At 75.0% G+C, this 24,165-nt stretch carries 19 protein-coding genes; 8 read left to right on the forward strand and 11 right to left on the reverse strand.

Annotated features, from left to right (window positions below; translation table 11 throughout):
- Window positions 1-165: 165 nt before the first annotated feature.
- The 4 genes from egtA to egtD are packed head-to-tail and all read left to right on the forward strand — an operon-like array spanning window position 166 to window position 4,470.
- Window positions 166-1,425 carry an ergothioneine biosynthesis glutamate--cysteine ligase EgtA gene (gene egtA, locus ACFYT9_RS25925; RefSeq protein ID WP_387280206.1) on the forward strand — a complete coding sequence of 420 codons (1,260 nt, stop codon included), beginning with the start codon at window positions 166-168 and terminating at the stop codon, window positions 1,423-1,425.
- Entirely contained in the window at window positions 1,422-2,756 is a 1,335-nt protein-coding gene (gene egtB, locus ACFYT9_RS25930) for an ergothioneine biosynthesis protein EgtB (protein WP_389167718.1), read from the forward strand. The genes egtA and egtB overlap by 4 nt, the downstream gene beginning before the upstream one ends.
- Complete coding sequence (egtC, locus tag ACFYT9_RS25935) at window positions 2,756-3,508, forward strand: ergothioneine biosynthesis protein EgtC (protein ID WP_387280203.1); 753 nt, start codon at window positions 2,756-2,758, stop codon at window positions 3,506-3,508. Before egtB ends, egtC begins: the two co-directional genes overlap by 1 nt.
- Window positions 3,505-4,470 (forward strand): L-histidine N(alpha)-methyltransferase, encoded by a 966-nt coding sequence (gene egtD, locus ACFYT9_RS25940; RefSeq protein ID WP_389167721.1) that lies wholly within the window; start codon window positions 3,505-3,507, stop codon window positions 4,468-4,470. Before egtC ends, egtD begins: the two co-directional genes overlap by 4 nt.
- Here the strand turns inward: egtD and ACFYT9_RS25945 are convergent.
- From ACFYT9_RS25945 to ACFYT9_RS25955, 3 genes are all read right to left on the reverse strand, one after another.
- Window positions 4,365-5,435 (reverse strand): lysophospholipid acyltransferase family protein, encoded by a 1,071-nt coding sequence (locus ACFYT9_RS25945; RefSeq protein WP_389167724.1) that lies wholly within the window; start codon window positions 5,433-5,435, stop codon window positions 4,365-4,367. The two genes, egtD and ACFYT9_RS25945, sit on opposite strands and share 106 nt — an antisense overlap.
- Window positions 5,432-6,283: a GNAT family N-acetyltransferase gene (locus ACFYT9_RS25950; RefSeq protein ID WP_389167725.1), complete on the reverse strand. Its 852-nt coding sequence runs from the start codon at window positions 6,281-6,283 to the stop codon at window positions 5,432-5,434. The genes ACFYT9_RS25945 and ACFYT9_RS25950 overlap by 4 nt, the downstream gene beginning before the upstream one ends.
- Window positions 6,284-6,457: 174 nt before the next feature.
- Complete coding sequence (locus ACFYT9_RS25955) at window positions 6,458-7,708, reverse strand: extracellular solute-binding protein (protein ID WP_376602140.1); 1,251 nt, start codon at window positions 7,706-7,708, stop codon at window positions 6,458-6,460.
- A 289-nt stretch (window positions 7,709-7,997) separates the two neighbouring features.
- Between ACFYT9_RS25955 and ACFYT9_RS25960 the strand changes: the two genes are divergently transcribed.
- Window positions 7,998-8,213 (forward strand): dodecin, encoded by a 216-nt coding sequence (locus tag ACFYT9_RS25960; protein WP_376602141.1) that lies wholly within the window; start codon window positions 7,998-8,000, stop codon window positions 8,211-8,213.
- Window positions 8,214-8,252: 39 nt separating this feature from the next.
- Here the strand turns inward: ACFYT9_RS25960 and ACFYT9_RS25965 are convergent, their stop codons facing one another.
- Window positions 8,253-8,741, reverse strand: a complete 489-nt coding sequence (locus ACFYT9_RS25965; protein ID WP_389167728.1) for a hypothetical protein — start codon at window positions 8,739-8,741, stop codon at window positions 8,253-8,255.
- A gap of 457 nt (window positions 8,742-9,198) precedes the next feature.
- Here ACFYT9_RS25965 and ACFYT9_RS25970 point away from each other — a divergent pair, with 457 nt between their 5' ends.
- Entirely contained in the window at window positions 9,199-11,187 is a 1,989-nt protein-coding gene (locus ACFYT9_RS25970; protein ID WP_389167919.1) for a hypothetical protein, read from the forward strand.
- A 182-nt stretch (window positions 11,188-11,369) separates the two neighbouring features.
- Here ACFYT9_RS25970 and ACFYT9_RS25975 read toward each other — a convergent pair whose 3' ends face one another.
- Together ACFYT9_RS25975 and ACFYT9_RS25980 are read right to left on the reverse strand one after the other, a co-directional pair.
- Window positions 11,370-12,881, reverse strand: coding sequence for a SulP family inorganic anion transporter (locus ACFYT9_RS25975; protein ID WP_389167730.1), 1,512 nt, complete (start codon window positions 12,879-12,881; stop codon window positions 11,370-11,372).
- Between the two features lie 181 nt (window positions 12,882-13,062).
- The gene (locus ACFYT9_RS25980) at window positions 13,063-13,464 is read right to left on the reverse strand and encodes a hypothetical protein (protein ID WP_389167733.1); all 402 of its coding nucleotides are present in this window, start codon (window positions 13,462-13,464) and stop codon (window positions 13,063-13,065) included.
- A gap of 283 nt (window positions 13,465-13,747) precedes the next feature.
- Between ACFYT9_RS25980 and ACFYT9_RS25985 the strand changes: the two genes are divergently transcribed.
- Window positions 13,748-14,719 (forward strand): MerR family transcriptional regulator, encoded by a 972-nt coding sequence (locus tag ACFYT9_RS25985; protein WP_389167734.1) that lies wholly within the window; start codon window positions 13,748-13,750, stop codon window positions 14,717-14,719.
- 73 nt (window positions 14,720-14,792) lie between these two features.
- Here ACFYT9_RS25985 and ACFYT9_RS25990 read toward each other — a convergent pair whose 3' ends face one another.
- The 5 genes from ACFYT9_RS25990 to ACFYT9_RS26010 all read right to left on the reverse strand — a co-directional run bounded on the left by ACFYT9_RS25990 (window position 14,793) and on the right by ACFYT9_RS26010 (window position 21,542).
- Window positions 14,793-15,467 carry a sigma-70 family RNA polymerase sigma factor gene (locus ACFYT9_RS25990; protein ID WP_389167737.1) on the reverse strand — a complete coding sequence of 225 codons (675 nt, stop codon included), beginning with the start codon at window positions 15,465-15,467 and terminating at the stop codon, window positions 14,793-14,795.
- Between the two features lie 163 nt (window positions 15,468-15,630).
- Window positions 15,631-17,007, reverse strand: a complete 1,377-nt coding sequence (locus tag ACFYT9_RS25995; protein ID WP_389167739.1) for a cryptochrome/photolyase family protein — start codon at window positions 17,005-17,007, stop codon at window positions 15,631-15,633.
- Window positions 17,008-17,171: 164 nt separating this feature from the next.
- Complete coding sequence (locus ACFYT9_RS26000; RefSeq protein ID WP_389167742.1) at window positions 17,172-19,247, reverse strand: MMPL family transporter; 2,076 nt, start codon at window positions 19,245-19,247, stop codon at window positions 17,172-17,174.
- A 92-nt stretch (window positions 19,248-19,339) separates the two neighbouring features.
- Entirely contained in the window at window positions 19,340-20,896 is a 1,557-nt protein-coding gene (locus ACFYT9_RS26005) for an SDR family oxidoreductase (protein ID WP_389167745.1), read from the reverse strand.
- A gap of 67 nt (window positions 20,897-20,963) precedes the next feature.
- Window positions 20,964-21,542 carry a fasciclin domain-containing protein gene (locus ACFYT9_RS26010; RefSeq protein ID WP_389167747.1) on the reverse strand — a complete coding sequence of 193 codons (579 nt, stop codon included), beginning with the start codon at window positions 21,540-21,542 and terminating at the stop codon, window positions 20,964-20,966.
- Between the two features lie 247 nt (window positions 21,543-21,789).
- On the opposite strand from ACFYT9_RS26010, the gene ACFYT9_RS26015 reads away from it, so the two are divergent.
- Window positions 21,790-24,156 carry an ATP-binding cassette domain-containing protein gene (locus ACFYT9_RS26015; RefSeq protein ID WP_389167750.1) on the forward strand — a complete coding sequence of 789 codons (2,367 nt, stop codon included), beginning with the start codon at window positions 21,790-21,792 and terminating at the stop codon, window positions 24,154-24,156.
- The last annotated feature ends 9 nt before the right edge of the window (window positions 24,157-24,165 follow it).

Consider the following 24,165-nt stretch of genomic DNA (forward strand, 5'->3'; position numbering starts at 1 on the left):
CTCCCTCGCGCCTCACTCCCGCGTGAGCGGCGATTTACGGACCTCCGGGGGCACAAGGGGCGCGCGTGGGGGCGCTGAGGCGCTCTTGCACGCCGCCCGGCGGTGCCTTTAGGTGGAAGCAGCGGCTCCCGAACGGATCCGCGACCAGCACCTGGAGGTGCACGGATGACGCTCAGCGGCACCCCGCGCGGCGGTCCGCCCCTCACCGAGGAGGCGGCGGAGGAACTGCTGCGCTGTATCTGCTTCAAGACCGGCCCGCCCCGGACGGTGGGGGCCGAGCTGGAGTGGCTCGTCCATGATCTGCGCGACCCGCGCGAGCCGGTGCGGCCGCCCCGGCTGGCCGCCGCGCTCGACACCGTACGGTCCCTGCCGCTGGTGTCGGCGCTCACCTTCGAACCCGGAGGGCAGCTGGAGCTCAGCTCGCGCCCGGCCGGTTCCCTCATGGAGTGCCTGGACTCGCTCGCCTCCGACCTGACGGCCGTGCGGTCGGCGCTCGGCCCGCTCGGCCTGACGCTGAGCGGGTACGGGGTCGACCCCTGGCACGCGCCGCGCGAGCGGGTGCTGCGCGAGCCGCGGTACGACGCGATGGAGGCAGCGCTCGGCCGGACGGGCCCGGCGGGCCGGGCCATGATGTGCGAGTCGGCCTCGGTCCAGGTCTGCCTGGACGCGGGCCACGAGGAGCCGGGGCCGCTCGGCTATCTGCGCCGCTGGGAACTGGCGCACCTCTTCGGTGCGGTCCTGGTGGCGGTCTTCGCGAACTCGCCGCAGCACGGCGGGCGCCGTACCGGCTGGCGTTCCACCCGGCAGTCGCTCTGGGCGGACCTCGACCCCCTGCGGACGCTGGCGCCGTCGGCCGACGGCGACCCGCGCGGGGAGTGGGCGGCGCACGTCCTGGACACGCCGGTGCTCTGTGTGCGCGAGGAGGCCGGCCCCTGGCTGGTGCCGGAGGGGCTGACCTTCCGGGAGTGGCTGCGGACGGGGCTGCCCCGGCCTGCCGACGCCGACGACCTGCGCTATCACGTGACGACGCTCTTCCCGCCGGTCCGGCCGCGCGGCCATCTGGAGCTGCGGATGATCGACGCGCAGCCGGGCGCGGACGGCTGGATGGTGCCGGTGGCGGTGACGACCGCGGTCTTCGAGGACGCGACGGCGGCCGAGACGGTGTACCGGGCGGTACGGCCGCTGGCCGGCCTCGCCGGTCCTGAGCCGGCACCCCGCAATCCGCTGTGGCGGCGAGCGGCCCGCGACGGGCTCACCGATCCCGTCCTGCACGCGGCGGCCCGCGACGTCTTCGCGGCGGCCCGGCCGGCGCTGCGCCGGATCGGTGCGAGCGAGCGGGTGCGGCGGGCCGTGGACGCCTTCCAGGAAAGGTACGTGGATCCCGGGGGCTGCCCGGCCGACGAACTCCAGGTGATGACGTCATGACCGGAACGACCGACGCCGGGACGGCTCCGGGCGCGGAGGAGCTGCGGAGCCGCGCGCTGGAGGCGCTGACCACGGCCCGGAACCGTACCGCCCTCCTCACCGACTGCGTGGAGGACGGTGAACTCACGGCGCAGCACTCACCGTTGATGTCCCCGCTCGTCTGGGATCTGGCGCACATCGGGAACCAGGAGGAGCAGTGGCTATGGCGGGAGGTCGGGGGCCGGGAGGCGCTGCGCCCGGAGATCGACCCGCTGTACGACGCCTTCGCCCACCCGCGCTCGGCCCGTCCGTCGCTGCCCCTGCTGTCGCCCGGCGAGGCACGGGCGTACGCCGCGGACGTACGGACCCGGGTGCTCGACGTGCTGACCGGGGCGCGCATGGAGGGGCGTCCGCTGCTGGACGCCGGCTTCGCCTTCGGGATGATCGCCCAGCACGAACAGCAGCACGACGAGACGATGCTGATCACCCACCAGCTCCGGAGGGGTCCGGCCGCGCTGGCCGCTCCCCCGCCCCCGACCCATCCCTCGGGGCCGCTCCCGGAGGAAGTCCTCGTCCCCGGAGGCCCATTCACGATGGGCACCTCGGACGAGCCGTGGGCGCTCGACAACGAACGCCCGGCGCACACCCGTACCGTGGCCGCCTTCCACATCGACACCGTGCCGGTCACCAACGGCTCCTACCTGGCGTTCATGGCGGACGGCGGATACACCGACCGGCGGTGGTGGCGGCCGGACGGCTGGGCGCAGATCCGTGAACACGGCGTCGTGGCGCCGCTGTTCTGGCGACAGGAGTCGGGTCAGTGGCTGCGCCGCCGGTTCGGGGTGACCGAACCCGTGCCGGAGGACGAGCCCGTGGTCCACGTCAGCTGGTACGAGGCGGACGCCTACGCGCGCTGGTCCGGCCGGCGGCTGCCGACGGAGGCGGAGTGGGAGAAGGCGGCCCGGCACGACCCGGTGAGCGGCCGCTCGCGCCGCTATCCGTGGGGTGACGCCGATCCCGGTCCCGACCACGCCAACCTGGGCCAGCGGCATCTGCGGCCCGCGCGGGCGGGAAGCTATCCGGCGGGCGCGTCGCCGCTCGGGGTGCGGCAGCTGATCGGCGACGTGTGGGAGTGGACGGCGAGCGACTTCACGCCCTACCCGGGCTTCCGCGCCTTCCCGTACAAGGAGTACTCGGAGGTGTTCTTCGGTCCCGAGTACAAGGTGCTGCGCGGCGGTTCCTTCGCGGTGGACGCCGTGGCCTGCCGGGGGACCTTCCGCAACTGGGACTATCCGGTGCGGCGGCAGATCTTCGCCGGCTTCCGCACCGCCCGTTCCGCGGAGCTCGACTGATGTGCCGTCATATCGCCTACCTCGGCGATCCTGTGGCGCTCGGAGACCTGCTGGTGCGGCCGGCGCACGCGCTGTTGCGCCAGGCGTGGGCGCCGCGTACCCAGAGCAGCGGGGTGGTGAACGCGGACGGGTTCGGCGTCGGCTGGTACGCGGACGGGGACCCGGTCCCGGCCCGGTACCGGCGGACCGGCCCGATCTGGGGCGACCTCTCCTTCGCGGACCTGGCCCGGGTGGTGCGGAGCGGGGCGCTGCTGGGCGCGGTGCGGGGGGCGACGCTGCCGGGCGCGGACGGGGAGGCCGCCGCGGCGCCGTTCGGGTCGGGGCCGTGGCTCTTCAGTCACAACGGTGCCGTGCCGGGCTGGCCGGGGTCGCTGACGCCGCTGGCCGCCGCCCTGCCGGCGGCGGAGCTGCTCGATCTGGAGGCGCGGACGGACTCGGCGCTGCTGTGGGCGCTGGTGCTGCACCGGCTGCGGGCCGGTCAGGGGCCGGGGGACGCGCTCGCCGGGACGGTCCTGGCGGCGGCCGAGGCCGCTCCGGAGGCGCGGCTCAATCTGCTGCTCACCGACGGCGACCAGATCGCGGCGACGGCGTGGGGGAACAGTCTGTGGTGTCTGTCGGGTCCCGGCCGGGTGGCCGTGGCCTCCGAACCGTACGACGACGATCCGCGCTGGCGGGAGGTGCCCGAGCGGACGCTCGTCACCGCCTCCCGGGCGGATGTCGTCCTCACCCCGCTCAAGGAGTCGTCCGCGTGAGCACGTTCCAGCTGACCCGCACCCTCGCCGCGGACGCGGCCACCGCCGATCTGCGCGCCGACGTGCTGCGCGGGCTGACCCGCTCGCCCAAGGAGCTGCCGCCGAAGTGGTTCTACGACGCCCGGGGCAGCGAGCTGTTCGACGAGATCACCCGGCTGCCGGAGTACTACCCGACGCGGGCGGAGCGGGAGATCCTGATCGCGCGGGCGCCGGAGATCGCGGCGGCGACCGGGGCCCGGACGCTGGTGGAACTGGGCTCGGGCTCGTCGGAGAAGACCCGCTTCCTGATCGACGCGCTGATGCCGGGGCTGGCCGCCTACGTGCCGGTGGACGTGAGCGAGTCGGCGCTGACGGGTGCGGCGGAGGCGCTGCTCGCGGACCGGTCCGAGCTGCGGGTGCACGCGCTGGTCGCCGACTTCACGCGGGGGATCACGCTGCCGGGGACGCCCGGGCCCCGGCTCGTCGCCTTCCTGGGCGGGACGATCGGGAACCTGCTGCCGGAGGAGCGGCGGGCGTTCCTGCGTTCGGTGCGGTCGATGACGGCCCCGGGCGACGCGTTCCTGCTCGGCACCGATCTGGTGAAGGACGAGTCGACCCTGGTGGCCGCGTACGACGACGCGGCCGGGGTGACGGCGGCGTTCAACAAGAACGTGCTGGCCGTGATCGACCGGGAGCTGGGGGCCGACGCGGATCCGGCGGACTTCGACCACGTGGCCCGGTGGGACCGGGAGCGGGAGTGGATCGAGATGCGGCTGCGGGCGCGGCACGCGCTGACCGTGAAGATCCCCGACCTCGATCTGGTGGTGCCGTTCGAGGCGGGCGAGGAGATGCGGACGGAGGTGTCGGCGAAGTTCCGTCAGGAGGGTGTGCGGGAGGAGCTGGCCGAGGCCGGGTTCGAGGCGGAGCGGTGGTGGACGGACGAGGAGGGCCGGTTCGCGCTGTCGCTGGCGACGGCGCGGTAGGCGTTCGGGGCGGTCTGCCGGGGGACGGCGGGCCGCGGGCCGACCGGGGTCCCGAGCGGGGTCCCGGCGGGGAGCACGGCGGCCGGCGGTCCGGCGGTGGGACGCCGGGGCGGTGAGGGCGGTACGGCGGTGGGGTGGACGGCGTGCTGGGCCGCTGCGGCCAGGAGCCTGCGGTCCGGATACTGGATGGTGGATATGGGATCCAGTATCCGGATCTCGGCGGCCAGCCCCGGCGTCCGCACCACCCGCCACAGCGACGCCCCGAGCGGGTCCTCCCCCACGTACGCCGACGCCCCGTGCGGCCGGTAGCCGATCCGTACCGGCTGGATATCGGATCCGGTATCCACCGCCGCTTGGAAGAGCGCCGGGCGGAACCGCCCGCCGGCCCGCCCGCACCACGTGGAGCCCTCCGGGAAGGCGGTCACCCGGCCGCCCGCCGCCAGCGCGCCGGCGACCTCGCGCACGGTGCCGGGCAGCCCGCGGAGCCCGTCGCGGTCGATGAAGAGGGTGCCGCCGAGGGCGGCGAGCGCGCCGAGCACCGGCCAGCCGCGCACCTCCCGTTTGGCGATCATCCGGCCGGGCAGGGCCGTGGCGACGAGGGGGATGTCGAGCCAGGAGACGTGGTTGGCGACCACGAGCGCGGGCCGTCCGGCGGGCGGCCGGGGGCCGGTGACCGCGAGCCGGACGCCGAAGGCGCGGACGACCGCCCGCGCCCAGAGCCGTACGAGAACGTGCCTCGCGGCGGCGGACAGCCGGCTCACCACCGGGAGCAGGACCACCCCGAGGAGGACGGTCGCGAGCCCGGCCGCCAGGCGGGCGCAGGCCAGCGGGGCGGGTGCGGGCCGGAAGGCCGCGCGGGCGGTCCCGGGGTCCGTGACCGCGTCCGGGTGGGCCGCGCAGCGGCGGCCCGGGGTGCACGGCGCCGTGGGGAGCCACGGCGAGGGAGGCGGGACCGCGCGGTTCACGAGGCCGGGACGAGCGAGAGGAAGTGACGCAGGTAGCGGGGGTTGGTCCGGCGCAGCGAGAGCAGTACGTAGAGGTCGGCGACGCCGAAGTCGGGGTCGTGGGCGGGGGCGCCGCAGATCCAGGCGCCGAGCCGGATGTAGCCGCGGAGCAGGGCGGGGAGTTCGGTGCGGCCGCCGGGGCGGGGGACGCCGTCGGCGTTCCACAGCTTGTGCGGGGTGACCCAGTACTCCTCGGGGGCGAGGTGCTTCGCCTTGACGGTGTCCCACGTGGCGGCGGCGAGCGCGCCGCCGTCGGCGAGCGGGATCGAGCAGCAGCCGGCCAGCCACTCGTGGCCGGTGCGGGTCATGTAACGGGCGAGGCCGGCCCAGATGAGGGCGATGACCGCGCCGTTGCGGTGGGCGGGGTGGACGCAGGACCGGCCCACCTCGACGAGGTCGTCGCGGACGGGCGCGAGGCGGGTGAGGTCGAACTCGGTCTCCGAGTAGAGCCGGCCGGCGGCGGCGGCCCGCTCGGGCGGCAGGATCCGGTAGGTGCCGACGACCTCGCGGGTGGTCTCCTCGCGGACGAGGAGGTGATCGCAGTAGGCGTCGAAGGCGTCGGTGTCGAGACCCGGTTCGGGTCCGTCGAGGCGGGCGCCCAGCTCTCCGGCGAAGACCAGGTGGCGCAGGCGCTGGGCGGCCCTGACGTCGGCCTGGTCGCGGGCGAGCTCCACGACGTAGCGGGGTGCCGGCTGAGCTGCGTCGGCCGGACCGGGCTGAGCGGGGAGTGCCACGAGGGGCGGGATGCCGGCCGGCACGGGGACGGCCGGGACGGTGGCGTCGGCGAGCGCGGGCGAGAGTGCGGGCATTGCGGTCTCCTCCGGCGTACGGAAGGTGAAGGGGTGTCGCCGGTCCGCGAGCGGTGCGGCCCGGCCCCTCGTTTCTTCCGCCGCCGGCTGGATTCGACATGACCGGCCGGGGGATCGCGGGTGTGGGAAGGCTGAATGCTCCGCGGCGCCCCCGGAGGGGGGCGCCGCGGCGGTCTACTCGGCCAGGGTGTCGGTGATGGCCTCGGAGGCGGTGCGGGCCGCCTTCTTGGCGTTCTCGCCGTCCAGGACGGCGGTCATGTAGGGCTTGATGGGGTTGTCGCCCTCGACGTCGGCCCACTGGGGGGAGTTGGGGGTGGCGCGGCCGTTGGCGGCGCCGGCGGCCATGGCGGCGGTGGCCTCCTGGCCGGAGACGACGGAGGCGAGGCTCTTCTTGTTGGGCACGTAGCCCATGGCGCGGGCCAGCTCCGTCTGCCACTTCTCGCCCGCCAGCGCCTTGACGACGTCGAGGGCGGCGCTGCGGTCGGGGGCGTTCGCGGGGATGATCAGGTCCGAGCCGCCGGTGAAGACCGCGCCCGGGGTGCCCGCTTTCTTGCCCGGGATGGGGAAGTAGCCGAGCTTGTCCTTGAGGGCCGGGTTGGCCTTGAGGATGGCGGAGACGGCGCTGGGCACGGCGACGATCTGGGCGACGTCGCCGCGGGCGAAGACCTCGGCCTGCGGCGGGTTCTGCTCGTCGGCGTTCTTCGGCCCCGAGCCGAGGGACTGGAGCGACTTGTAGAAGTCCATGCCGCGCAGGGCCTCGGGCGTGTCGAGGGTGCCGGTCCAGAGGCCGCCCTCGTCGACGGCGAGCTCGCCGCCCTCGTCCCAGATGAAGCCGGCGAGGGTGTACCAGTCCTGGCCGGCCAGGTAGATGCCCTGGGAGCCCTGGCGGTTGAGCTTCTCGGTGACGTCGAGCCACTCCGCGCGCGTGGCGGGCGGTTCGGTGACCCCGGCCGCGGCGAAGAGGTCCTTGTTGTAGATGACGATGCGGTTGGCGGCGTACCAGGGGATGCCGTACTGCGAACCGCCGAGGTTGCCGGGCTCGGCCAGACCGGGCAGCCAGTCCTCGCTGCCGAGGTCGCGGACGGACTCCAGGGTGAGGTCGTAGAGCCGGTCGGTGTCGGCGTACTGGGCGACCTGGGTGTTGCCGACCTCGATGAGGTCCGGTCCGCCGCCGCCCTTGATGGCCTCGGTGACCTTCTTGCCGATGCCGGTCCAGTCCTGGATCGTGACGTTGAGGTCGACGTCGCCGTGCTCGTCCTCGTACGCCTCGGTGAAGCGCTTCAGGAAGTCCTCGCTGACGCTGTCCCGCATGAGCCATATGTCGACCGTGCGGCTCTCGCCCCCGGTCCCGGGCAACAGCCCGCAGCCCGCGAGGGCGAGTGCGGTGGCGGCAGCCAGCGGACATGCGAGCAAGCGGTTCTTCACGGAGGTCACCTTCGGTTCAGCACACGGGGGTGCGGCAAGGGGGGGCTGACCCGACGTGGGGGGACCGAACGGGGTGTTCGCGCGGGTATGTGGCCTGGATTCTGGTCTGGACCAACCGAGTGGTCAAGTCCTTGACCACCTCGTTCCAGGAGCGGGCGGGGCAAACGGCACTGTTACCCACGGGTACGGGCGAAGGGTGGCGGACCGCCCTCGCCGTGTCGCGCGGCGCCCCGCCCTGGGGCACGGTGGAGGGAACCCCCACCGGGGGCACCGAGAGGAGTCCCGCTCCATGTCGAACCACACGTACCGCGTCACCGAGATCGTCGGCACCTCCACCGAGGGCGTCGACCAGGCCATCCGCAACGGCATCACGCGCGCCTCACAGACGCTGCGCGGCCTCGACTGGTTCGAGGTCACGCAGGTGCGCGGCCATCTGGTCGACGGGCAGATCGAGCACTACCAGGTCGGGCTGAAGGTCGGCTTCAGGCTGGACGAGGGCGCCTGACCCCGCGTCGGCCCGCCGCCACACGCGTGTGGCGGCGGCTCAGGTCCTGCCCTCGCGCTCCTGGGCCTCCCGCAGCGCCTCCGAGGAGGACGCCCAGTCGGCGCGGACCACCGGGAAGCCCGCGGCCTCGGCCGCGTCGCAGACGAGCGCGTCGTCGTCGACCAGCATCCGGACCTCCCGGTCCGCGCCGAGCCGCCGCAGGATCTCCACCTTGGTGACCCGGGCGGGCCGGAAGTCGCGGTGCCGGCGCATGTGGACCGGCCCCTCGGGGAGCCCCTGGGCGGCCAGCCAGTCCAGGGTGTCCCGCCGGCAGCGCTCCGGACGCCCGGTCAGGTACACCACCTGGCACTCCTCGGCCGCCGAACGGCAGAGCTCCACGCCCTGCGCCAGCGGCGGGTCGTCCGGCGCCGCCGCGAAGAAGCCGTCCCAGTCCCGGGGCTTGCCCTCCAGGAAGTGCTGCCGGTGGGCGGTCCCGGCGAGGGTGTTGTCGAGGTCGAAGACGGCCAGCGGCCGGGTGTCACGAGTCACACGACCAGCCTAGGAGCGCCCACCGACAACACCGGGGACGTGCATCGGGCCCGACGCGGCCGGCCAGCATCGGAGCCTGATACTGCGGGGCGGCCCATGTGGCCGCCGCCGCGGGTCGCCACCGCCGAGCCCGTCGAACCCGTCGAACCGACCGGGGCCGTCGAACCGACCGGGCTCGGTCGGACCGACCGCGCCGACCGAACCGACCAAGGCTCGGGCGCAGACAGGCCCACGGCACCGACGACGGCAGGTCGCCGACCCTCGCCCCCGCAGGCCCCTTGGACTCCCCCACCCCCTCCGACCCCACCAACTCGCCGCCCCCGCCGGCCGCTCCCGCCACGCGCGCGTGGCGGCGCCCGCGCGCGGCGGTCGTGCCGGATGCGCCGGATCCGCCGGGAGGGACCCCCAGCGCACCCGTCCGAGGTGACCGATGCGCGGACCCCTCGTTGGCACAGTCATGCAGTCGTACGACACCTTGCCCGGCAGCGGAATACCCCCCGCCGCACCCCCTCGCCCCGGCCGGAGCGACGCCGAGGCGGCGCTCGTCGAGCACTATCCGCGGCTCGTCAGGCTCGCCCACCTGATCCTCCCGCCCGCCCTCGGCCGGCACCGCCGCGTGCTCGCCGCGCACGCCGTCGTGCAGAGGTCCCTCGCGGCGGCCGGCCCGTCGCGCCCGCGCCCGCGCGTGCCCGCGCCGCGCGGCGAGCAGGGTCCGGTCCTCTCCTGGCTGCGGGAACGCGTCGTGTCCGCCGCGCTGCGGGCGGCCGCCCGCCCCGGGTGGTCCCTCGGACGTACCCCGCTCCCCGCCGTCCTCGGACTGAGGGTCTTCCCCCGGGCCGGCGGCGACGACGAGACGGCGCTGGAGGCCGCGCTGGCCGAGGTGGCTCCCGAGGTACGGGCCGCCTTCGCCCTCCGCGTCCTCGAAGGGCTCGCCGCCGAACCCGCCGTCCTCGTCCTCGCCGCCGCGGGCGCGCGCCGGCCGGAGGAGGCCCTCCGGGCCGCCGAAGACCTCCGCACCACGCTCGGCGCCGACGCCGAATCGCTCCTGCACGGCGTCGAGTTCGACCCGTGCACCGTCCAGGCGCGCCCGACGGACCTGCTGCGCCGCCGACACCGCGGCCGCGTGGCCGCCCTCGCCGCCACCCTGCTGCTCGCCGCGACCACGGCCGTCGTGCTCGCCCCGCGGCCCGCGCCTCGTCCGGCCGAGCCGCCCGTCACGCCGCTCACCGTGGCGTCCGCCCGCGCGGCCGACCCCGCGCTCCTGCTCCGTACCCCCACCGAGCTGTGGGCCGACACCGCGCGCGTCGATCTGACCGTGTGGCCCGCGCGCGGGGCCGGGACCGGGGACACGGCGCTGCTGTCCCGCGCCCTCGACGCCTGGGCGCGCGGCTCCGGGGACCGTACGGGCATCCGGGTCACCGCCACGCCGGGGACGCCGACGACCCCGCCCGTCGCGCCGGCCCGGCTGCTCTTCGCCGGCCCGGTCGACGACTCCGCGGTCGTCCTCCTGAACGACGGCGGCCGGCTCGTCCGGTACGCCGAGCCGCTCGGCGGCCGGGGTGCGGCGGTCCTCGAACTGGCCCGGGCGGACGACGCGGACGTGACCAGCGGCGCGGCCGTGGCGGTGAGCAGGACACCGCTCGGAGCGCGGTTCCTGCTCGCCCCCTGGATCGACGAGAGCGCGGTGCGCGACCTCCGCCGGCCCGAGGTGCCCGCCCGGCCCCTGGGCGTCTCCCGGGACGGCGTCACCGACCCCGTGCCGCAGGCGCCGGGAGACTGCCGCGCCGTTCCCGCGCTCCAGGTGCGTTCGTCGACCAGGATCGTCGAGGACCATTCGTTCCTGCTCGCCGACCTCGGGGAGCCCTTCGCCGCGCACCTGACGTGGACTCCGCCGCCGGGGACCGGAGCTCCCGCGCGCCAGCCGCGGGAGGCCACGTCGGCCGCGGGCCTCGCCGCCTGGGCCCGTTCGGCCTGCGCCCTGCCGGAGCTTCGGGGCACCGGCGTACGCGCCGTGAACCGGTGGGAGTTCGCCCAGCAGGCCCTGCCGGAGCGGGCGGGACGCGCCACCTGGACCTGCACGCGTGCGGAGGGCTGGGACGGACGCGCCCGCGTGCAGGTGGCGTGGGAGCGGCAGGACGGCCGCACGGCGCCGGTACCGGCGGCTGGCCCGCCGCCGGCGGACACCGCGGCGTGCAGCCGCTTCGGTCAGCACCTGCTGGCGGGGACGTACTGGACGGCGCCGTCGGGGGCGCGGTACTACCTCGCCGCCGGCAGCCGGGCCCTGACCGCGATCACCGCCCAGGGACCCGTCTCCGCCACCGCGCGGGGACAGACCCTGGCCGTCCGCACGGACGCGGAAGGCCGGGTCCGGCTGACCGGCACGGTGCCCGGCCCGGACCGACTGCGGGGCTGGGGCGAGCCCGAGCGGGTCTCCGACGGACCCTGAGCAGGCGCGAAGCCTGGGAGCCGTGCACCACGGCGGAGTTGCCCGCGGCCCGTGCACCACGGCGGCGTTGCCCGCGGGCCGCGCACCACCGGGTGGGCGACCGCGGGCCGTGCGCCGTGGTGCGGCCGTGCCCGGTGGGGCGGGGGACTACGGGCACGCGCTCGCCGTCGTCCCCCGCGGGCTCACCGGCCGGGGCCGGGGGCCGCGTTCTCGTGCCTGTCCGGGCCCGTCCCGGCACGGACGGCCTCGGCGTCGGCGTCGCCGTGCCGTTCCGCCCAGGTCTCCAGCGCCGCCCGGCAGGCGTGGTCGAGGTGGTGGATCCCGGAGAGGTCGAGCACCACGCGGCGGTCGCTGGGCAGGGCTTCGAGGCTGTCGAGTATCTGCGGCAGCCTCAGGAAGGTGATCGTCCCCTGGAGTCGTACGCGCACCGCGTCGCGCCCGTCGTCACTGTGCTCGATCCGCAGGTGCGACGCCTCCCAGGCGGCCTTGGCCACCGACAGGACGAGACCGATCAGGACGCCCTCGAACATGCCGACCACGACGATCGCCGTCGCCGTCGCCACCAGGACGAGGGCTTCGCCCCGGTGACGGCTCCAGAGCGTCACGATCCCCTTGAACGGGATGAGCTTCCAGCCCGCGTGCACGAGGATCCCGGCCAGTGCCGCCAGCGGGATGTACGCGAGGACGGCCGGCAGCAGGGCGACGAAGAGCAGCAGCCAGACGCCGTGGAGGACCCGGGACGCCTTCGTCCGGGCGCCGGCCTCGACGTTGGCCGAACTGCGCACGATGACCGCCGTGAGCGGCAGCGCGCCGAGCAGGCCGCACAGGGCGTTTCCGGTGCCCTGGGCGAGGAGTTCCTTGTCGTAGTCGGTGCGGGGTCCCGAGTGGAGCCGGTCGACCGCCGCCGCGCTGAACAGCGACTCGGCCGAGGCGATCAGGGCGAACGCGAGGATCGTGCCGAGGAGGGCCGGGTCGGCGAGGGAGGAGAGGGCCTCGGCTCCCGGCAGGTGGACGGCCTCCAGCACTCCGCTGACCCGCACGGTCTCCACCGGGAGGCCGAACGCGGCGGTCGCCAGGGCGGCGAGGAGCACCGCCACCAGGGCGCCGGGCACCGCGCGGGCCCGGCGCGGCATCCGCCGCCAGCCGACGACGACGAGGACGGTGCCGGCCCCGAGGGCGAGCGACACGAGGGCCGTACGGCTGCCGAGCGCTTCGACCAGGGCGCCCGGGAGGCCGACGAGCTTGTCGAGGCCGGAGGCCGGGGCCGTCAGGCCCGCCGCGGCGTAGAGCTGCCCGGCGATGATGACCAGGCCGATGCCCGCGAGCATCCCCTCGACGACGGAGAGGGAGATCGCGCGGAACCAGCGGCCCCAGCGGAGCAGCCCCATGACGATCTGCAGGACGCCGGCCGCCAGCACGATCACGCCGAGCGCGGGGAGGCCGAAGGCGCGGACCGCCTCCAGGACGAGCACGGTGAGCCCGGCGGCCGGGCCGGAGACCTGGAGGCTGCTGCCCCGCATGAGTCCGGTGACGATGCCGCCGACGATGCCGGTGATGAGGCCGAGTTCGGCGGGGACGCCGGAGGCGACGGCGACACCGATGCAGAGCGGGAGGGCGACGAGGAAGACGACGAGCGAGGCGGCGAGGTCCTGCCTCAGGAAGGGGTGGGAGCGGGGCGTCCGGAGGTCGTTCATCACGGTGCCCCGGGGGCGTCGGGTCCGGTGCGGTGCTCGCGTACGGCTGGATCCTGGGCTGACTCCTCAGGGCGCTGTCCGGATCGGCGGGCGGTGTCGATGAGGGGCTGCATGAAGGTTTCCTCCTGGCGCGCGTGGGGGCGCGTCGGGCTGACAGGTCGGCGCGGGGTGGCGGCGCCGGTCAGCAGAGGAAGACCTGGAGGGCGGAGGGGTCGTGGCCGGCGAGCGGTCTGGGGCGGGAGTCGGATCCGTCCGTGCGGCCGGTCCCCCGGTCGGCGAACGGCGTGGCGGTGCGGGTGACGAGGGGCTGCGGGCCCGGGGCGCCGGTGGGGGCGGGCACCGCCCTCCGCCGGTCGCCGTGGAGGACGGAGCCCCGGGGGGCGTCGGCCTCGCCTCCCCCGGCGTGCCCGGGCTCGTGCGCCGCGGCCGGCGCGGCCTGCTGGACCCGGGGCTGCTGGAGCGGGGGCGCGGCCCCCGTCGGAGTGGGCCCTGTGGGGGCGGAGAGGGCGCAGGTGCCGCAGACCAGGGCGAGGAGGAGCAGGAGGACCGCGCGCAGGGCCGGGGGCGTACGGACGGACGGCATCGTGGACGCTCTCCTCCCTGATCCTCCGGTCGCATCATCATCGGGATTCACCAAAGCAAGCCCAAGCGTGGGTCAACGAAGAGTAATGCGCCCATGTGAACCGCGTGACGCAACACCCGTGCCGTACGAGGGTTTTCGAATGGAATCAGCCTGATGTTGACGCGAACGGCAGCGTTCGGCGTCGGCGGGCCGCCGCACGGGTGAGCGGACCCTCGCGACGACGGACCGGCCCGCGCCCTTCTCGCATCGTTCGCGCACCGCTCTCGCGACGTAGGGTGGCGGTATGTCCGACGGTTCACACGGGATCACCACCGGCTCCCTGGCGCGGCGTCTCGGGGTCTCCCCGACGACCGTGCGCTCCTGGGACCGGCGTTACGGGATCGGTCCCGCCGCCCGCCCGGACGGGCACCACCGGCGGTGGGGTCCCGGGGACGTGGCGATGCTGGAGGAGATGTGCCGTCTCACGGCCTCGGGCGTCCCGCCGGCCGAAGCCGCGCGGGCCGCGCTCCGGACACGGACCACGGGGGTGGCGGTCAGGGACGACGCCCCGGCCCCGGGGCGGGCGGCGGCGGGCAGCGGGCTGCCGCTGGGCGCCGTGCGGCAGGAGTGCCGCGGACTCGCGCGCGCCGCGGTGCGCCTCGACGGACCGGCGGTGGAGGGGATGCTCCAGGAGGTCCTCGAACGGTACGGGCTCGTCACCGCCTGGGAGGACGTCATGGCGCCGACGCTGCACGCGGTGGGCCGGAAGTGGGAGTCGTCCGACGACCGGTACGTCGAGGTGGAGCACCTGCTCTCCTGGCACATCTCCACCGCGCTGCGGCGGGCCACCGTGACCGGTTCCGCCGAACCCTCCCCGGGCCCCCCGGTGGTCCTCGCCTGCGTCCCGGCCGAGCAGCACACCCTGCCGCTGGAGGCGCTGACCGCCGGTCTCGCCGAGCAGGGCCTGCCGATCCGGATGTTCGGCGCGGCCGTGCCGGCGGAGGCCCTGGACGCCGCGGTCCGGCGGTCCGGCCCCGCCGCCGTCGCCCTCTGGTCCCAGGCGCGGTCCACCGCCGACCACGCCCTCGCACGGCACGTGGCGGCGACGGCGTTCGGCGTGCGGGGCGCGCGCAGGACTCCGCTCGTGATGCTCGCGGGCCCCGGCTGGCTCGGCCGGACACCGGCTCCCGGCATGGTGCGGCCCTCCGGTCTGCGCGAGGCGATCGGCCTCGTCTCCCGGCTGTACGCGGACCACGCGGCCGGTCCCGGAGCCTGACGCACGTGCTGCGGGCCGGCCGGGTCAGCGGGCGGTCCCGGAGCCTGACGCACGTGCTGCGGGGCCGGTCGGGTCAGCGGGCGGCCGGGGCGCCGGCGCCCGCGAGTTCGAGGCTGTGCCGCATGCGCTGGAGGCCGCGGCGGGCGTGGCTCTTGACCGTGCCGAGCGGCATGCCGGTGCGATCGGCGATCTGGGTCTGGGTGAGGTCGGCGAAGTAGGCGAGTTCGAGGACGTCGCGCTGGACGCGGGGCAGCCTGGACAGCTCCTCGGTGACGAGCATCCGGTCGAGGACCCGCTCGGGCCCCTCGTCCGCCCGGTCCTCGTGCTCCAGGGAGGCGCCGAGGGTCGCCGCGAGCTCGGTGCGGCGGGTGCGGGCGGTCAGGGCGTCGGCGATCTTGCGCCGGGTGATGCCGGTGAGCCACGCGGGCAGGGAACCCCGCTCGGGGCGGAAGTTGGCCCGGCCCCGCCAGGCGGCGACGAACACCTGCTGGGTGACGTCTTCCGCCTCGCGGGGGTCGCCCAGCGCACGGGCCGCCAGGGTGTGGACCAAGCGGCCCCAGCGCCGGTAGGCAGCGGCCAGACACTGCTCGTCGCCTCCGACGAGGCCGCGGGCGAGCCAGTCGTCGTCGGCCGGGGAGACCGCGGAGGGGACGCCGGGGACGGCGCCGGGGTGCGTGGGGACGGTGGCGACGGGGGCGGAGGGGACGGAGGGGGCCGTGAGCCCCGCGGTCGTCCGGTGTGCGTTCATGGCGCTTCCTCCTCCGTGCGGTGGCGCGCGTGTCCACCGGGTGTGCCGCCGTCGCTGCGGGAGCGGCGGCTCCGGGACCTGAGCGACCCCGTACCACTTCACGGTCCGGCCGACGCACCCCCCGTCACAACTCGCATCGTTTCCGCATCGATAAACGCGCGGCTCAGGCGGCGGAGCCCCGGAGCCGCCGGAAGCGCTCCAGCCCCTCGGGCAGCTCGACCAGCGGGTCCGGGTAGTCGTAGGCGGCCCGGTCGAGGCCGGTGAGCCGCCAGGGCTCGTGGACGGCCGCCCCGTCCAGGCCCGCGAGTTCCGGGACCCAGCGGCGTACGTACGCGCCGTCGGGGTCGTACCGCTTGGCCTGCGCCACGGGGTTGAGGACGCGGTTGGGGCGGGTGTCCGTGCCGGTGCCCGCCACCCACTGCCAGTTGAGCTGGTTGTTGGCGACGTCGCCGTCCACCAGAAGGCCGAGGAAGTGGCGCGCCCCTTCGCGCCAGTCGACGCAGAGCGTCTTCGACAGGAACGAGGCCGTGATCAGCCGGCCCCGGTTGTGCATCCACCCTTCGTGGGCGAGTTGGCGCATGGCGGCGTCGACGACGGGGTAGCCCGTGCGGCCCTCCCGCCAGGCGGCGAGGTCCGCCTCGGCGTCCGGCCCCTCCCGCCAGCGCCCCGGCCGGGAGCGGTAGTCGGCCCCGGACGCCTCGGGACGCGCGGCCAGCACCTGGTGGTGGAAGTCGCGCCAGCAGAGCTGCCGTACGAACGCGTCGGCGCCCGCCCCGCCCCGCTTGGCCGCCCGGTGCACCGCCTCGGTGGCGGAGAGGGCGCCGAAGTGGAGGTAGGGCGAGAGACGGGAGGTGACGTCGCCCGCCAGGTCGTCGTGGCGATCCTCGTACGGGTCGAGGTGGGCCGTCAGCCACGATCCGAGCCGCTTGCGGCCCTCGCTCTCGCCTCCCGCGGGAAGGGCCGGCGAGACGTCCGCGACGTCGGAGCGCCGGGGGACGCGCTCGGAGCGCACGTCCGAGGGGACGCTGAGACTCCTCGGGGCGGCGAAGGGGTTCCGGAGCGGCTGGGCGGCCCAGCGCCGGTGGTAGGGCGTGAAGACGGCGAAGTGGTCCGATCCCTGCGGCAGGACGTCGCCGGGCGGGACGACGGTGACCACGCCGTCGTGCACGTACAGGCGGCGGCCGTCCTCCTCCAGCGCCTCGCGCAGCCGGGCCTCCCGCCGCCGGGCGAAGGCCGTCACACCGGCCGCCATGTGGACCTCGTCGGCCTCCGTCCTGCGCACCAGTTCGCGTACTTCGGTCACCGTGTCCCCGTCCCGGACCACCAGGCGGCCGCCGCGCTCCTTCAGCGCCCGGTCGAGGTCCTCCAGGCAGTCCGCGAGGAAGGCGAGCCGGTTCGGGGCGGCGAATCCGGTGCGGTCGACGGCCGGGTCGCGGACGAAGACCGGGACCACCTCCTCCGCTCCCTGGGCGGCTGCCCTGAGCGGTGGATGGTCGTGGACCCTGAGGTCGGAGGTGTACAGAACGACGGCGACGGTCATCGCGCTCTCTCCCTGCTCGGCCCCGGTCACGTACGCACGACGCCGTTCCGGGGCACCCGGACGGTACTCCTGCATCCGCGGTTCCGCCTTCTGGGGCGCGCCGGATGCGCGACGGTCCGGGGGAACCCGGGGCGGCCGGTCACCCGGCCGGCCGCCCGCGGGTTTCAGGGCCGGTGGCGCAGGGCGCCGGGCCACCAGACCCGGGCGCCGATGTCGCGGACGAGCGCGGGCACCAGGAGCGAGCGGACCACGAGGGTGTCGAGCAGGACGCCGAAGGCGACGATGAAGGCGATCTGGACGAGGAACGCCAGCGGGATCACGCCCAGCGCCGCGAAGGTGGCGGCGAGGACGACGCCGGCGGAGGTGATGACCCCGCCGGTGGCGACCAGGCCCCGGCGCAGACCCTCGCGGGTGCCGTGCAGTTCCGTCTCCTCGCGCACCCGCGACATCAGGAAGATGTTGTAGTCGACGCCGAGGGCGACCAGGAAGACGAAGCCGTACAGGGGCACGGCGGCGTCGGTGCCGGTGAAGCCGAAGACGTGCTCGAAGACCAGGGCGGAGACGCCCAGGGTGGCGAGGAAGTTGAGGGCCACCGTCGCCACCAGGAGGACGGGCAGCAGCAGCGAGCGCAGCAGGCCGACCAGGATGACCAGGATGATGACGAGCACGACGGGCACGATGAGCTTGCGGTCCCGCTCGGCGGTGACCTGGGTGTCGTACTGCTGGGCGGTGGAGCCGCCGACGAGGGCGTCGGCGCCGGGGACCGTGTGCAGGGTGGTGCGCAGGGCCGCGACGGTGTCCTTGGCGGGGTCGGAGTCCGCGGCGTCCGTGAGGGTGACGTCGATCCGGACGCGCCCGTCGGCGACGAGCGGCCGCGAGGTGCCGGGGGTCGCGAAGAGGGTCGCCGAGTCGACGCCGTCGACGCCCTCGGCGGCCGTCCGCACCCGCTCCGCGGCGTCGGCGTCGGCGATGACGACGGCCGGGTTGCCCGCGCCGCCGGGGAAGTGCTCGCTCAGCCGCTCCTGTGCGGCCACGGAGGGGGCGTCCTTGACGAAGATCTCGTCGAAGGGGACGCCCTTGGAGTCGAGCGTGAAGGAGAAGGCGGCGCAGGCCAGCAGGGCGGCGAGGGAGCCGGCCCAGACCTTGCGCGGCGCGCGGTCGACGAGGGCGGCGATCTTCCGCCAGACCGGGTGGGCCGCCTCGCCGTCGGGCGTGGCCTTCGGCCGTGCGGGCCAGTACGCGGCGCGGCCGAGCAGCACCAGGACGGCGGGGAGGAACGTCACCGCGCTCAGGACGGCGCAGACGATGCCGATGGCTCCGACGGGGCCGAGTGCGCGGTTGTTGGTGAGGTCGCTGAAGAGCAGCGCGAGCAGGCCGAGGGCGACGGTGGCGGCGCTGGCCACGATCGGCCCGAAGGACTGCTTGAGGGCGGCGCGCATGGCGGGCACCCGCGCGCCCTCGCGGGCGGCCAGCTCCTCCCGGTAGCGGGCGGCGAGCAGCAGGGCGTAGTCGGTGGCCGCTCCGATGACCAGGATCGACAGGATGCCCTGGACCTGGCCGTCGACCCGGACGATGTCGTGGTCGGCGAGGACGTAGACGACGGCGCAGGCCAGGCCGAGGGCGAAGACGGCGCCGAGGATGATCAGCAGCGGGAGCAGGACGCTCCGGTAGACCAGGAGCAGGATCACCAGGACCGTGACCAGGGCGACCATCAGCAGCAGGCCGTCGATGCCCGCGAACGCGTCGCCGAGGTCGGCCTGGGTCGCCGCGGGGCCCGCCAGCCAGGTCTCCGTCCCCGGCACGTCGGAGACGGCGGATTCGACGCGCTCCAGGGTCGCGGGCAGCTCCTCACCGAGGTCGGGGCGGAGCTGGACGATGCCGCGCAGGGCCTCGCCGTCCTCGGAGGGGAGAGCCGGCGACGGTGCGCCGACCACTCCCGGGGTGCCCTTGAGGGAGGCGAGGGCCTGGGTGGCGGCCGCCTGCGCCGAGGGGTCGACGGGGCCGCCGCCCTCGGTGGTCCAGACGACCAGGGCGGGGAGGGTCTCCTCCTGGCGGAACGCCTCCTGGGCCTGGAGCACCTGGGTCGACTCGGCGCTGCGGGGCAGGAAGGCGGCCTGGTCGTTGGTGGCCACCTCGCCGAGCTTCCCCGCGTAGGGGCCGAGCCCTCCTCCGATGGCGAGCCAGACGACGAGCACCAGCAGTGGCAGCAGCCTGCTCAGCCATCGCGCGGGTGTGGACATGAAGAACTCCCCGAATCTTTCTCATTCATCAACTATCTCAATGATCGAGAGATATTGAAGCATGGTGCCCGACGCCGCTTGCCACCGGGAGGTCACCCGCGGCGCGGTGCCACGTCCGCCGCCTCCGCCGCGCCCGCCGGGCCCGCCGGGCCCTTCCGTTCCGTCTCCGCCGTCCTGGCGATGTTCCTGGCCATGCCGCCGAAGACCACGGCGTGGAAGGGCGTGACGCCCCACCAGTACGCCTGCCCTGCCAGGCCACGGGGGTGGAAGAGGGCGCGCTGGCGGTACGTGGTCCGGCCCCGCGCGTCCCGGTCGACGGACATCTCCAGCCAGGCGAGGCCCGGCAGTCGCATCTCGGCGCGGAGGCGCAGCAGGCGTCCGCGGTCGATCGCCTCGACGCGCCAGAAGTCGAGCGCGTCACCGACCCTGAGCCGCTGCCTGTCCCGGCGGCCGCGTCGCAGCCCCACTCCCCCGGCGAGGCGGTCCGCCCAGCCGCGGACGGCCCAGGCCAGCGGGAAGGAGTACCAGCCGTTCTCGCCGCCGACCCCCTCGATGACGCGCCACAGCGCCTCGGGACTCGCGTCGACGGTGCGGGAGCGCTCGTCCGTGTAGAGGCTGCCGCCCGCCCAGTCCGGGTCGGTCGGCAGCGGGTCGCTCGGCGCGCCGGGCGGTGAGGCGGTGGACCAGCGGGTGGTGACCCGCGCCTCGCGGACACGGCGGAGGGCGAGCCTGAGCGCCTCGTCGAAGCCGATGGGCCGGCCGGGGCCGTCGGGGACGTGGGCGGTGATGTCGCGCTCGGCGCAGACCACCTCGTGCCGGAGCGATTCGGTGAGGGGGCGCGCCAGGGACGCCGGCACGGGTGTGACGAGGCCGATCCAATGGCTGGAGAGCCTCGGGGTGAGGACGGGCACGGGGACGATGAGGCGCTTGCGGAGTCCTCCGACCTCGGCGTACCGCGTCATCATGTCCCGGTACGTGAGCACGTCGGGGCCCCCGACGTCGAAGGCCCGGTTGACGTCGGCGGGCATGCCGGCGCTCCCCACCAGGTACCTGAGCACGTCGCGGACGGCGATGGGCTGGACCCGCGTGCCGACCCAGCTGGGGGTGACCATGACGGGCAGCCGCTCGGTGAGGTAGCGGAGCATCTCGAAGGAGGCCGAGCCGGAGCCGATGACGACGGCGGCCCGCAGCACGGTGGTGGGGACGCCCGAGTCGAGGAAGACGCGCCCCACCTCGGTGCGGGAGCGCAGGTGGGGCGAGAGCTCGTCCTCCGGCACCCCGCGCGGGGTCAGACCGCCCAGGTAGACGATGCGCCGCACGGCCGCCGAGCCCGCCTCGGCGGCGAAGGCGCGGGCGGCGCGCCGGTCGGCGTCCTCGAACCGGGACGTCGATCCCATGGAGTGGACGAGGTAGTAGGCGACGTCGACGCCGTCGAACGCGTCGCGGAGGCTCTCGGCGACGGTGACGTCACCCCGTACGGTCTCCACCCGGTCGGCCCAGGGGAAGTCGCGGAGCTTCTCCGGGTGGCGGGCGAGACAGCGCACGCGGTACCCGGCGTCGAGCAGCTCCGGGACCAGGCGGCCGCCGATGTAGCCGCTGGCGCCGGTGACGAGACAGAGCGGGGCCGCGGACGGTGCGGACCTGGGCATGTGGTGTTCCCTTTCACGGATGCGGCGCAGGGACCCGGCCGCGGCCGGGTCCCTGTCCTGACGTCCCTCACTTCGGCATCAGCACGGTGTCGATGAGGTGCACAGTGGCATTGGACGTCTCCACGTCCCCGCACACGATGGAGGCGGAGTCGTTCACCTTGTACGTGTCGCCCGACCCGTCCGTGGTGATCATGCCTCCCTGGAGGGTCTTGAACGAGCCGTCGGCGAGGTCCGCCTTCTCCACCGGCTCGTCCACCACGTGGTAGGTGAGGATCTTGGTGAGCGTCGCCTTGTCGGCGAGGACCTTGTCCAGATCGGCCTTCGGGATCTTGGCGAAGGCGTCGTTCGTCGGCGCGAAGACCGTGATGTCCTCCGCGTCGTTCAGGGTGTCGACCAGGCCGGCCTTCTGTACGGCGGCGACCAGGGTCGAGAGTTCGGGGTTGTTCGAGGCGGCGGTCGCCACCGGGTCGTCGGCCATTCCGGCGACCGAGCCCTCGCCCTCCTTCGGGACCGAGGCGCAGCCCGGACCGAAGGGAGCGGCGACGACGTCGGCGGACGCCGGAGGCGCGAGGGCCCCGAGCGAGAACGCCAGGGCCGCGGCGGCCAGGGCGGCGGGGACACGGCGCAGGTTGCGCGTGGTGTTCATGAGCTCTCCTCCCACCGGCCGGATGCCGAGGCCCCTCGGCCGTGGATCGGTTGACCTCTCACCACGACATTCCGCTCGACGGGCCCTTTCGGATGGGGTCGGCGGAAGATTTCTTCGGAGGTTCTCCCGGGGCGCGGCCGGGCCCGGACCGGCCGCGCCCCGGACCGGCGAAGAACCGGACCGTCGGAGAACCGGACGGGCGCAGAACCAGACCGGCGCAGAACCGGATATTGGATAAAATCTCCGAATGCTGGATCCCGTCTCCTCCCATGACCCCTTCGTCCGTGTCCGCGGTGCCCGCGAGCACAATCTGAAGGGCGTGGACGTCGACATCCCCCGCGACACCCTCACCGTCTTCACCGGCGTCTCCGGTTCGGGGAAGTCCTCGCTCGCCTTCGGGACGGTCTACGCGGAGGCCCAGCGCCGCTACTTCGAGTCCGTCGCGCCCTACGCCCGCCGGCTCATCCACCAGATCGGCGCCCCGAAGGTCGGGGAGATCACCGGACTGCCCCCGGCGGTCTCCCTCGAACAGCGGCGCGCCGCCCCGGGCGCCCGTTCCTCCGTCGGCACGGTCACCACCCTGTCGAACTCGCTGCGCATGCTCTACTCGCGCGCCGGCGACTACCCGGCCGGGGCTCCCCGTCTCGACTCCGACGCCTTCTCCCCCAACACGGCGGCAGGCGCCTGCCCGTCCTGCCACGGCCTCGGCCTGATCCACGACACCAGCGAGGCACTGCTCGTCCCCGACCCCGGTCTTTCGATCCGCGAGGGCGCCGTCGCCTCCTGGCCCGGCGCCTGGCAGGGCAAGAACCTCAGGGACGTCCTCGCCGCCCTCGGCCACGACGTCGACCGGCCCTGGCGCGAGCTGGACCCGAAGGACCGGGAGTGGATCCTCTTCACCGACGAGCGGCCCGTCGTCACCGTGCACCCGGTGCGGGAGGCCGGCCGGATCCAGCGCCCGTACCAGGGCACGTACACCGGGGCCCGCCGGCTCGTCCTGCGCACCTACGCCGACTCCAGGAGCCCCGCGCTGCGGGCCAAGGCGGAACGCTTCCTCACCAGCGCCCCCTGCCCGGTGTGCGGCGGCACCCGGCTGCGGCCCGAGGCGCTGGCCGTCACCTTCGCCGGCCGGACGATCGCCGAACTGGCGGCCCTGCCGCTGACCGCGCTGGCCGAAGTGCTCGCCCCGTCCGCAGCACCGGGCGCCCCGGAGACCGCCCGTGTCCTCGCCGAGGACCTGCTCGCCCGGATCGCCACCGTCACCGAACTCGGCCTCGGCTACCTCGGTCTCGACCGGGCCACCCCCACCCTGTCCACCGGCGAGCTCCAGCGGCTGCGGCTCGCCACCCAGCTCCGGTCCGGCCTCTTCGGCGTCGTGTACGTACTCGACGAGCCGTCCGCCGGCCTGCACCCGGCCGACACCGAGGCCCTGCTCGTGGTCCTCGACCGGCTGAAGGCGGCGGGCAACTCGGTCTTCGTCGTCGAGCACCACCTCGACGTCGTCCGGCACGCGGACTGGCTCGTGGACGTCGGCCCGCTCGCCGGCGATCACGGCGGCCGGGTCCTGCACAGCGGGCCGCCCGAACTCCTGGCGCACGTCGAGGAGTCGGCCACCCGTCGCTTCCTCTTCGACCCGGCGCCGGTGCCCGAACGGCCGCCCCTCGTGCCCGACGGGTGGCTGCGCACGGGACCCGTCACCCGGCACAACCTGCACGGCGTCGACGCGGCCTTCCCCCGCGGCGCCCTCACCGCCGTCACCGGCGTCTCCGGCTCCGGCAAGTCCACCCTCGTCGGCGCGCTCTCCGAGGAAGGAGAGGGAGTGGGACGGCTGGTGACGGTGGATCAGAAGCCCATCGGCCGCACCCCGCGCTCCAACCTGGCCACCTACACCGGCCTCTTCGACGTGGTGCGCAAGCTCTACGCGGAGACCGAGGAGGCCCGTGCCCGGGGCTACAGGGTCGGGCGCTTCTCCTTCAACGTGCCCGGCGGCCGGTGCGAGACCTGCCAGGGCGAAGGCTCCGTCTCCGTGGAGCTGCTGTTCCTGCCGAGCACGTACGCGCCCTGTCCGGACTGCCACGGAGCCCGCTACAACGCCGAGACCCTCCAGGTGCGGCTGCGCGGGCTGACGATCTCCGAGGTCCTCGACCTGACCGTCGAGTCGGCGGCGGACTTCTTCGCGGACGTCCCCGCGGCCGCCCGCAGCCTCACCACCCTCCTCGACGTCGGCCTCGGCTATCTCCGGCTCGGCCAGCCCGCCACCGAGCTGTCCGGCGGCGAGGCCCAGCGCATCAAGCTCGCCTCCGAGCTCCAGCGCCCGCGCCGCGCGCACACCCTGTACGTCCTCGACGAGCCCACCACGGGGCTGCACCCGGCCGATGCCGAGGTCCTGGTCCGCCAGTTGCGCGGCCTGGTCGACGGCGGCCACACCGTGGTCGTCGTGGAGCACGACATGGACGTCGCGGCCGGGGCCGACTGGGTGATCGACCTCGGCCCGGGCGGCGGCGGGGCCGGCGGCCGGATCGTCGCCGAGGGCCCTCCGGCCCGGGTGGCCAGGGCAGCCGGCAGCCGCACCGCTCCCTATCTGGCCCGGGCCCTGGGCCTCGGCGACGGATGACCGGCGCGG

The sequence above is a fragment of the Streptomyces sp. NPDC004435 genome (genome assembly GCF_042873895.1).
Classification (GTDB): domain Bacteria; phylum Actinomycetota; class Actinomycetes; order Streptomycetales; family Streptomycetaceae; genus Streptomyces.